At 46.6% G+C, this 9,739-nt stretch carries 8 protein-coding genes and 1 pseudogene; 3 read left to right on the top strand and 6 right to left on the bottom strand.

Going from position 1 to position 9,739, the window contains the following annotated elements; genetic code table 11:
• Nucleotides 1-45: 45 nt before the first annotated feature.
• Together QN395_RS06645 and QN395_RS06640 are read right to left on the bottom strand one after the other, a co-directional pair.
• Nucleotides 46-1,710 carry a Mu transposase C-terminal domain-containing protein gene (locus QN395_RS06645; RefSeq protein WP_323491826.1) on the bottom strand — a complete coding sequence of 555 codons (1,665 nt, stop codon included), beginning with the start codon at nucleotides 1,708-1,710 and terminating at the stop codon, nucleotides 46-48.
• Nucleotides 1,700-2,386 carry a TnsA endonuclease N-terminal domain-containing protein gene (locus QN395_RS06640; RefSeq protein ID WP_323491825.1) on the bottom strand — a complete coding sequence of 229 codons (687 nt, stop codon included), beginning with the start codon at nucleotides 2,384-2,386 and terminating at the stop codon, nucleotides 1,700-1,702. The genes QN395_RS06645 and QN395_RS06640 overlap by 11 nt, the downstream gene beginning before the upstream one ends.
• Nucleotides 2,387-2,730: 344 nt before the next feature.
• Between QN395_RS06640 and QN395_RS06635 the strand changes: the two genes are divergently transcribed.
• Both QN395_RS06635 and QN395_RS06630 read left to right on the top strand, forming a co-directional pair.
• The gene (locus QN395_RS06635) at nucleotides 2,731-2,874 is read left to right on the top strand and encodes a hypothetical protein (protein ID WP_323491824.1); all 144 of its coding nucleotides are present in this window, start codon (nucleotides 2,731-2,733) and stop codon (nucleotides 2,872-2,874) included.
• Nucleotides 2,875-3,235: 361 nt separating this feature from the next.
• A pseudogene (locus tag QN395_RS06630) lies at nucleotides 3,236-3,892 on the top strand (ATP-binding protein); the annotation flags it as partial.
• Between the two features lie 164 nt (nucleotides 3,893-4,056).
• Here QN395_RS06630 and QN395_RS06625 read toward each other — a convergent pair.
• From QN395_RS06625 to QN395_RS06615, 3 genes are read right to left on the bottom strand one after another with little or no spacing between them, the layout of a single operon-like run.
• Complete coding sequence (locus tag QN395_RS06625; RefSeq protein WP_323491823.1) at nucleotides 4,057-5,862, bottom strand: putative bifunctional diguanylate cyclase/phosphodiesterase; 1,806 nt, start codon at nucleotides 5,860-5,862, stop codon at nucleotides 4,057-4,059.
• Complete coding sequence (locus QN395_RS06620) at nucleotides 5,859-7,349, bottom strand: ATPase domain-containing protein (protein ID WP_323491822.1); 1,491 nt, start codon at nucleotides 7,347-7,349, stop codon at nucleotides 5,859-5,861. Before QN395_RS06620 ends, QN395_RS06625 begins: the two co-directional genes overlap by 4 nt.
• Complete coding sequence (locus tag QN395_RS06615) at nucleotides 7,346-7,768, bottom strand: hypothetical protein (protein ID WP_323491821.1); 423 nt, start codon at nucleotides 7,766-7,768, stop codon at nucleotides 7,346-7,348. The genes QN395_RS06620 and QN395_RS06615 overlap by 4 nt, the downstream gene beginning before the upstream one ends.
• Before the next feature lie 583 nt (nucleotides 7,769-8,351).
• On the opposite strand from QN395_RS06615, the gene QN395_RS06610 reads away from it, so the two are divergent.
• Nucleotides 8,352-9,131, top strand: coding sequence for a DUF2076 domain-containing protein (locus QN395_RS06610; protein ID WP_323491820.1), 780 nt, complete (start codon nucleotides 8,352-8,354; stop codon nucleotides 9,129-9,131).
• Between the two features lie 10 nt (nucleotides 9,132-9,141).
• Here QN395_RS06610 and QN395_RS06605 read toward each other — a convergent pair whose 3' ends face one another.
• Nucleotides 9,142-9,732, bottom strand: a complete 591-nt coding sequence (locus QN395_RS06605) for a histidine phosphatase family protein (protein WP_323491819.1) — start codon at nucleotides 9,730-9,732, stop codon at nucleotides 9,142-9,144.
• Between the last annotated feature and the right edge of the window lie 7 nt (nucleotides 9,733-9,739).

Below are 9,739 nucleotides of genomic sequence, written 5' to 3'. Positions count from 1 at the left end.
ATGGTGACACACTAGGGTGGAAACTTTTGGACGCTGTTTCCACCCCTAATCTGGTAAGTATTGCACGCTGTTTGACACCCATACACGAGAAATATTGCGAGGATCATAGCGAACCTCAAACTTCCGAGCAGCTAATGATTTTGTGAGATCTATTTTGTCACCGATAAGAGTTAAGGATCCACTGTGGTATCTCTCACCCAATATTTCCACAATGCCGTTGCGTATCGTACGCATCTCAAATGGCATGAGCGACAGCCGTAGTGCTAACGAATCAGTAGGTCTATCGGGAAGGCCTGTCGGCGGCATAATATCGCCTTGATGCACACCTTTATTCCACCGCTGGAGTGGTGACATGCGATTCATTCCGTCACCAGAATGTTCGGCAAGGTGATAGTCGTTTACAATAAATTCAGCAAAATATTTATCGAATTCCGCCAATGTCATGACGGCTTTTCCTTCTGAATCATATTCTGCACGCTCGGTAGGATTGGAAAATTTAGTTCCTGGAACGCTTTTGATTTCAAACATGAATGTGCGGAATGCACTTTCAACGTGTCCACCGAAATTAGGACTACCTACGGGCCTATTTCTTAAATTGAAGCGATATCGGCGGCGTGCGCCATGCATCATTCGACCATTGAGCTCGGCAGCATTGTCGACGTGAACAATGTCCGGGAATCCCCAACATGGCCACTCCCCCTTGATGCCTAAATCAAGGAGTATCTGCTCTTTTGGTAGAAATGCTTGCGCCAAGGCCAGACCGGTTGATAGTACTGATGGTGCTTCAAAGCTGACGTTGTAGCCTAAAATCATCCGGCTGTACGTATCAATTACGATCGTTAACCAAGCGTCTCCGATCGGTAGGCGGTCAATCTCGTCAACAAAGCAAATCTGGCAGGGCGTATGATCTACTTGGATGATCGCCAGAGGAAAATTATTTCCTGGCAAATGTCCAACCTTAGGCCTAAATTGGTTTCTCACCTGTTCGTTTCGTCCCTGTGATTTGAGCCTAGCTTTTAATGATGTTCTTTCCTCAATTCGCTTGATGGAGGCGACACTGACTTCTTGATACCCAAGCTCGCGACATTTTCCGTTGACGAGTTCGGCGATAGCGGGAAGTGTTTTAGGTGTCTCGACAAAACGATACTTAGCGAGATATTGATCTACCAGCTCCAAAACCTCTCCAGTGATCCTATGCTTTCCCTTGTCATTGCGTTGCGCCCTAAGTAGCGCGTCTGGATCTCCGTGCAGTTCAATAATCTTCAGCCGACGATACACGCTCGATGTGCTATATCCAAATTTTTCGGCCATAGCAGCAATGAGTTGTCGCTTATCTCTTGTCGTTGCATTCCGGATTTTTTGTCCTTCCTTGAATTCCTGTAGGGTAATTTCGCTATCTGATTTTTCTTGATCGTCTTGCCTAGCTTCAGGAGATAGCTTTCGAATGGTGCGGCGCTTGATTGCTGATAAATAGGTGCTCTGACGTTTTACGTCGTCATCCTTGGTATCTCGCAGCTCGGCGGCTTGATCTGGATTACTTTTGCTCCAGTCTGGGGGCGATAGCTTCACCACATGCAAAAAGTCTTTTCGATTATCTGAAATACGTTCAGCCAAAACCCGCTCAAAACTATCGATTAGCAGTATTCGCCAGTGCTCACCACCGTGTGCAACGATGTCGCCTGCATTAAGAGAAAGACTTTTACTTGGCATAGACCGGCGTCAAAACAGTTTGCATTGACAAAGTGCAGGACAAATCTGCACCGATCTGTTGCTTTGCAATCAAGCGATAACATGAAGGGAGTAGCTTGGCTCTGGATTGAATATCTTTTGCAAATACTTTCATGATGTCATCTATGGTCATAGACCCGTGTACCGACAAATACTCCAGCATCTCTGTTTCTTGCTGTGGCACGAAATCACGCTCCAAATAGCGCAAGAGGAATTTCACATTGTTCAGAAAAGGGGTTCTAATCGCCGACTCACGGACGACTTCAAATTCCCATCCACGCAAAGCAGCCCACCTGGAGGCCGCAGCCCACTTACGTTTATTTTCCTCTTCGTCTTCTTTCCTGGGAGGATAAAGATGCTTACGTTCATTGTCTTTCTCACTGAAATCCGGCTTTACCTCAAAGATCTTTGTTGGTATATCCTTGGATTCCTCTAAGTCTTTCCTGTAATAAACAATAATATCTGGTGTGTATTTGCGAATTGCCCCGCTGGCATCCGCCCAATCAATTGTGATGGTCTGAGTTTCAACGCGCTCCACCAGACGATTGAATCTTGTAAGAAATAAAAAATCTTCTTCGAGAGTCGATTCAAATTGCTGGCCATCCGGTGTTGTGCCAGTGACCTTAACTGGGCTTCGTGTGATTTTCCTGGTGGGCATGCGCGCACAACTGCTAAATGGTTGACAATTTAAATATAACATTAATAATGTGCTTTTTACATTTAAATTTGAAGAGTATGGGGAGTCAGTTGCTGCGCAGCAGCTGACAAAGATACCAAAAGTCATTGACCATTTAATGAAGAATGCGCTTAGGAGGAATTAACCCGCCATCGAGCGGGCTAAGGCAAGGAGTGGGTCGGGCACTTTGTCTGGTCGGGTAAAAAAAGGGGAAAGTCATGGGATGGAAAGAAATTGAGTGCTCAAAGTGTAGCGTGCATCTTCAGACACGCGTCCGGGAAATGGGAGTACCTGGTGGTAAGGAAAGAGAAGAAGGATTCTGTCCGATGCTAGGCACGGAACTCAGACTCGCGTTCGATGCCGGGTTATCTGTTCGGCTGGCGTCCGCCATCGAGGGAGAAGCCAATAAATGGCTTAAGCCTTCTGGAGGTAAGGCCGGGATTACGGTTTTTTCGCCAAAACATACTTAACCCATTTGTGCGCGAGGTCCCCCAGTTTTCTAAGGTTTTTGACGATGTTTACCGATTAGGAAGGGTGAGACTGGATGCAAGCTGGCCGCGGCTGTCAACTCTTGTATCGATGAAAGCGACGAATTCTATGCGGCGGTAGCTAAAGTTGCCGTCAAGTTGCCGTAACACCCAGCGATAAACCGTCACTAACGCCGAGGTAAATCGTATGATGCAAACTCAATCTACTTTGGTGCGATGTTTAAGCATTGCTGCAGCCTATAATCAAGCACATAAAACGTATTAAATCTAGAAAATTATATTTATAACACTATTTTTCTTAAATAATTTGGCATTATTCTTAAATAACGTGATTTCCACCAGAGGTGGCGTCCCTCGACCGGGAGAAATCTCGCTCGCTCATCGCGGTGTTTTATTTTTAGACGAGCTGCCTGAGTTTGACCGTCGCGTTTTAGAAGTCTTGCGTGAGCCGCTGGAGTCTGGTCACATTACGATTTCACGCGCGGCGCGACAAGCGGATTTTCCGGCTAAGTTCCAACTCATCGCTGCGATGAACCCCTGTCCATGTGGATACTTTGGACATGCCAATGGCAAATGCCGCTGCACACCGGACAATATCGCTCGTTATCAGGACAAAATCTCTGGCCCTTTATTGGATCGTATCGATATGCAAATCCAAGTTGGCGCATTGCCGCATCAGGATTTATTGAAACAAGCGGACGGCGAGACGACTGCCGCAATTCATGCGCGGGTTGAGGCAGCTTTTGAGCGGCAAATTGCGCGCCAAGGCAAAACCAATAATCATTTATCGACGACGGAAATTGATCAGTATTGTCAGCCCGACCAAGCAGCCGAGCAGCTTTTGCGAAATGCCATGATCAAACTCAACTGGTCGGCGCGGGCATACCATCGGGTGCTGAAAGTAGCGCGCACGATTGCCGATCTTGCCAATATTGTGCAAATAGGCCAGCCACATGTTGCAGAGGCGATACAGTATCGTAGGGCATTAAAAGAACGTTAGAGTGACTTAGGGCATCCCTAGCAATGCACTCTTTTGCACAAGATAGGTCTCATGGCACGCACAGTATTCGCTTTATGTGTAAACAACTGAATTTGATCTGGCAATTCTGCACTTCAAAAACGGGGTGACTGTCAGATTGGGTTGCTACTACTACACTTGATGAATTAGTTTTCAGTTGTATGCTTGCCATTCAGCGGAAGTAGCTCCTTGGACTTCAACAAAATTGCTAAAGCAGATCCAGCTACAGGGCGCCCCAAGTAAAAGCCTTGGCCTTCTTCGCACTTCTGGGCCAAAAGAAATGCGTATTGCTCCTGTGTTTCGATGCCCTCTGCGATCACTCGCTTGTTAAGGCTCTTCCCAAGATTAATGATAGAACAAACTATCGTAGCGTCATCCTTATTGTTATTAATTTGATTTACAAATGATTGGTCGATCTTAAGCGTATCAATTGGAAAACGCCGTAAGTAACTGAGGCTTGAATACCCAGTGCCGAAGTCATCAAGCGCAAGTTTCGTGCCTAATTCATGCAACGTAAGTAGTGCCGAATTGCTTAATTCTGCATCTCTCATAAGGACGCTCTCTGTTAGTTCGATTTCCAAGTAACGTGGCTCCATACCCGTTTCAGCTAGAGTTGTCCGTACATTCTCGAGAAAATCTATTGAGCGTAACTCAAGTGCAGATGTGTTGACTGCCACGATAATCGGAGGAAGACCAGCCTGTCTCCAAGCCACTGCCTGCAGACAGGCTTCGCGTAATACCCACCGGCCAATCGGAAGGATCAATCCACAATCTTCCGCTATAGATATAAACTGTTCTGGGGAAAGTAGTCCTAGATCCGGATGCTGCCAACGTATGAGCGCCTCACAGCCCACAATAATTCCGCTGTATAGGTTAACTTTTGGCTGATAGTGCAATACAAATTCTTGTCGCTCTAATGCGAGTCGTAAGTTGGCCTCGATGGATTGTCTCTCGACAGCCTTATCATTCATTTCTTGCTTGAAAAACTTAAAATTTTCGCGACCACTTTCCTTTGCATGGTACATCGCGGTATCGGCGCTTTTGATCAATGTTTCCGCATCAAGGCCGTCATCGGGACAAATACTTATACCAATACTGACGCTAATATGGAGATTATGTTGATCGATTAGATGGGGCAAAGCAAGTTCGGTCAGAATCTTTTGAGCGCAAAGCGCCGCGTATTCTGCATGCTCAATTGAGGGAAGCAGCAAGATGAACTCATCTCCTTCTTGGCGGCTTACCGTATCAGAATTGCGTACACAAGCAACCAATCGATGCGCGATTGATTGAAGTAGCCTGTCACCAATGGTATGTCCTAGAGAGTCGTTAATATATTTAAATCGATCGAGATCCAAAAACATCACAGCAAGTTGCACCCCTTGACGTCGCGTCAACTCAATCGCTTGGCTAAGCCGGTCTAACAGCAAAATTCGATTGGGCAAATCGGTGAGGGCATCATGATGAGCCAAATGGTCCAACTTCACTTTCGAGCTTTGGACTGTTTCGACTAATTTCTGTGACTCAATTGCGGCGATAACAAGATGTTCATTCGCTTGCTGCAACATAATCGAATGATCGCTAAATTTTTCCGATATCTTGTCCGATTCGTCAGTTGTCTGTTCTCTTAACGTCAGCGCACTCTCGCGCACGAGTGCCTCGACCTCGCGGGTAAGCGCGGTACTTTCACGCATATGAACAGCTTCCTCACGCAACTCAGCTACATTTTCCCGCAGGAGAGCAGTATCCTCTCTGAGAGAAGCTACTCGTTCCCGCCCAGTGACGTTGACTTCGCTCTCGGTGATAACACTTTTCATAGTCGTAACATTTTGCTTCTCAGTTGTTGCTACTATTGTTGCTACTATTGGTTTATCGATACTTGATTGACCAAAATGAGCTGCTTGATCGGAGTCATCGCCATGAGCGAGCCGATCATTGTCATTGACGTTGATCACTGTTTGCGACTTTCCGATGTCACTCGTTTCGTGGCAAGTGTAGGGCAGCCCGTCAAAATGCCGGTATATTCTGATAGCGAAGCACCAAGTAAAATACCTTCCTCTGTGATGTCAAATAAACGAATTTGTTTGCTGTGTTGACTTCCACGCACCTTAACCACTGAAATAACGCGTTTAAATTCCCCCTCGATCTCGACATATCGCTGCACAATGATCGCATCAGCAAGAAATGCACTACCAAAGGGACTAAAACGCAAATCGGTATATCGATCTTCAAGTTCTGAAGTCATTAATATTGTCACACCAGCCCCAGTCAGTTCGGCGATCATCCTATATAACGATCCGCGAAAATCTTCCTGGAATTCCGGCGCGAGTGCCAATTCAAACCCAGACAATGAATCAATGACAACGCGTTTAGCCTTCATTTTGGTAATCATCTCCATCAAGTCATGCAAGGTTTGATCAATCGATAAATCAAGAGCCCGTGTTTCGATAACACCGACTTGTTTCGATTTAATCAGCGCATTCAGCTGATTGCTGAGTAATTGGCTTGGACTTTTCTCAAACGCCGCAATTACTCCGGTTTCCCCCCTCCTTGCGCCTTCAGTTAGAAACTCGGTAGCCAAGATTGTCTTACCCGATCCGGATGGCCCCACGACGAGTAGTGAATAGCCTGTAGGTAGGCCACCGCCAAGCATGTCATCGAGTCCTGGTATGCCCATCAAGACGCGTTCCTCTCCGGCTGTCACAATGGATGGTGAATCTTTCATTGCACTGGCATTCAAAATTGCCCTAGGGTAGATCTCGATACCATCATTACTAATACGGAATGTATGCAGGCCGGGGGCTTGGGCCTGACCACGTACTTTGACCACTTGAATTTTGCGGACGAGCGAATTTCGGTGCAAATTTTGAGCCATCCACAAAATACCATCGGCGATAGTGAAGACCGGGCTGGACTGAGATTCTGGAATTAAATACTCACCAATTAAAAAAGTGGTCGCCTGCCAAGTTGCCATCTGCACACCTAGTTGCTGTACAAAGCGTTCTAAAGCGGCTTCTCCTGACGTTTTGTCCATCATCGAATGCACGATAGATCGGAATGAATCGACAAAAACAAGGCCAGGCGAATATTTTTTCACTTCTGCAATGATACGTTGCATGACACGATCAAAATCACCCTCTATAAGCTCAGTCGATAGGTTGAAGTAGTGAATGGATTCTTTGATTTTTTCTGGAGAAAAAAATGGGAATTGCTGTTGGTAACGGAGCATCTTTAAAGTTGGTTCACCAAGCACCGTAAAAAATAAGGCGGGACTTGCTGGGGTTGCCAAGGCAAACATAATCTGATGAGCGAGCGTCGTCTTGCCTGTTCCTGGAGCTCCCGCAATGAGATTGAACGAAAATTCCGGCAGCCCGCCGCCCATCAGATTATCTAGACCGGGTACGCCGGTTTTAAGGCGGCGTATTTTTACCTTCGCATTCATTTTTCTAACTCCTTGGGGCTACTGTCGTGGGCTTTCTTGCTATCCATGGCAGTATGTAAGATGACAACTGTAATCTGCTCACCGATTAGTGAGGCAAGGAGGTCAGTGAAAGCTATCAGAAGCTGATTATTTGCTGCATGGCTTTGTACAACCATTTGTTCTTCAAATCGCAACCTTAATTCAGCGAACTGATATGTACTTTGCCACGAAGACGAACTGAGGATGAGCCAGGGAAATTTTATTTGGGTTAGAGAAATACATCTTTCAAACAGCGAATTAAAACCACCTTCACCAACGAGAGAAACGATTTCAGTGGCCATTCTCTCCCACAAAACAATCATACTACCTACCGTTTTTTCGGCGTGTAGGTTCATATACTTTTTTATCAACTCATGGCGGAGCAAATCGTTCGAGTTCATTTTCAATTTCCATATGACCGGTCAACAATGTTCCCTTTACTGAAGATAGGACTTCGTTAGTTGCTATCTAAGGTCTATGTTTTTACTCGGAATAGCAGTTCTTATCTGTTCGACAACGTACATACGGTATTTTTTGTGCTGCTAGCATCAAAGATAAGAGTTGATTAAAACGGTAATCCCCCCACAAAAAAGTATCAGCCGAAAGTGGAATTTTTTTGACTGAGATTATGACAAAATTTTGCATGATGACATCGAGATTCAGCGATAGGCAGATCCAGTATCGCAGGGCATTAAAAGAACGTTAGCGTGAATTAGGGCATCCCTTGCAATGCACTCTTTTGCAGCAAGATAGGTCTCATGGCACGCACAGCATTCGCTTTATCCGAGATTTTCCGTTAGGATTTGAGTTGATGGCGGATGCTCTTTTCGAGGCAGTTTTGATGCGAATGAGGCGCTCATGGCAAGCCATGAGCAACGAAGAGCGTCAAAAATGACCGGAAATGCGCCGCCAGCACTCAAATAGCACCTTCGGTGCGCATAATGGAAAATCTCGGTTTATGCATACACTACCAAGGAGCACTACATGTCCCCCAGCGAAATTCAATTATTGCAAACTTTTTTAACGCAACTGGTGCAAACCCAGGCCTTGAATAAGGATCAGCAGGCACAAAGCATGATTGCCGATGCCATCGCACGCCAGCCAGATGCGGCTTATTTGTTGGTGCAACGTAGCTTGTTATTAGAACAAGCGGTGACCAACGCGCAAAGCCAGATCGCGCAGTTACAAGCAGAAAACGTGGAACTCAAAGCCGCGCGTGGCAATACTACCGGTGGATTTTTGCAAGCCACCAATACGGCCTGGGGCAATAGCGTCAGTAGTCCCCCAATAAACTCACCGATCAGCTCGCCGTCGGCAGCTACCTCCATCAATGGGACCAGCGGAACAAACGGGACGGCGCTGGCAAACCCGACCGCGCCAGCTCTGGCACCCGCATTTGCGAATCAGATGGCATCTGCGCCAAGTTCAGGCTTCTTCGGCGGCAATGCTGGCAATATGCTGGGTACCGTTGCGGCAACTGCTGCAGGTGTCGCAGCAGGCGCGTTTTTGTTTCAGGGTATAGAGAATTTAGTTGGCAACCATCACGGAATGAATGCAGGAACGAACCGAGAAACCAACCCGGCAGCCAGCCTCAGTAATGCTGACAGCGGATTAATCCCGAATTCCTTTAGTGAAGATAAAACTGCTGCCAATAACAGCAATAGCAGCAACCATGACAGCAACAGTTTGGCCGATGCCAGCGGGATTGACGATATCAGCAGCATGGACGACAACGCTGGCGCTGACATCTTAGATGATGTTTAAGCTGGAGCGCTTAATCAGGTCTCGGATAAACCTCGCGGGAAAGCATTTTCCCTCTTTGATCCAGCTTAATTAATACCATCTCACCGGCGGCGGTATCTACCCCAGAATACGCCGAGATATTGACTTGATGCGTGACCAAAATCAATGCTTTTGAGCCTTTGGTTTTGATCGCGCTTTGTATAAACGCTGGCAAATCACTGGGCGGCAAGGCGGCGCTATTCTTCTCTTCAAAAGTCGATGCCAGCGCGTTTTCTAGTGTGACTGAACCAAAACCTAAGAGACGCGCCGTATCGGCTGTCCGACACCAAGGACTCGCATACACCGCCGCAGTTTGTATGCCCTGCTGCTTTAACCACCGACCAATTCTTTTTGCCTGGGCGATGCCTTCATCGCTGAGGTTTCTTTGCGTCTTACAATCGCCCAGCTTGAAATTGGCAGGGTCACCGACGCCGGGCGCTCTAGTATGACGCATCATTAATAAATAGTCGGGGCTAGCTAACTTAGCTGCAAGCTTTTGAGTTGGCTGCGGAGCTGGCTCATTGGTTTGGCAACAGGCATTACCTGCGAAAAAGAATGTCAAAATTAGGAGTAATCGCTTCATCGGTGGT

The sequence above is a fragment of the Undibacterium sp. RTI2.2 genome (assembly GCF_035018705.1).
Lineage (GTDB): Bacteria > Pseudomonadota > Gammaproteobacteria > Burkholderiales > Burkholderiaceae_D > Undibacterium.
This window is presented reverse-complemented; position numbering and strand designations above follow the sequence as displayed.

Excerpts from the sequence above, each read along its gene's own strand:
- QN395_RS06645 (WP_323491826.1), bottom strand. The coding sequence starts at position 1,710 with ATGCCAAGTAAAAGTCTTTCTCTTAATGCAGGCGACATCGTTGCACAC.
- QN395_RS06610 (WP_323491820.1), top strand. The coding sequence starts at position 8,352 with ATGTCCCCCAGCGAAATTCAATTATTGCAAACTTTTTTAACGCAACTG.
- QN395_RS06635 (WP_323491824.1), top strand. The coding sequence starts at position 2,731 with ATGCTAGGCACGGAACTCAGACTCGCGTTCGATGCCGGGTTATCTGTT.
- QN395_RS06640 (WP_323491825.1), bottom strand. The coding sequence starts at position 2,386 with ATGCCCACCAGGAAAATCACACGAAGCCCAGTTAAGGTCACTGGCACA.
- QN395_RS06620 (WP_323491822.1), bottom strand. The coding sequence starts at position 7,349 with ATGAATGCGAAGGTAAAAATACGCCGCCTTAAAACCGGCGTACCCGGT.
- QN395_RS06605 (WP_323491819.1), bottom strand. The coding sequence starts at position 9,732 with ATGAAGCGATTACTCCTAATTTTGACATTCTTTTTCGCAGGTAATGCC.
- QN395_RS06615 (WP_323491821.1), bottom strand. The coding sequence starts at position 7,768 with ATGAACTCGAACGATTTGCTCCGCCATGAGTTGATAAAAAAGTATATG.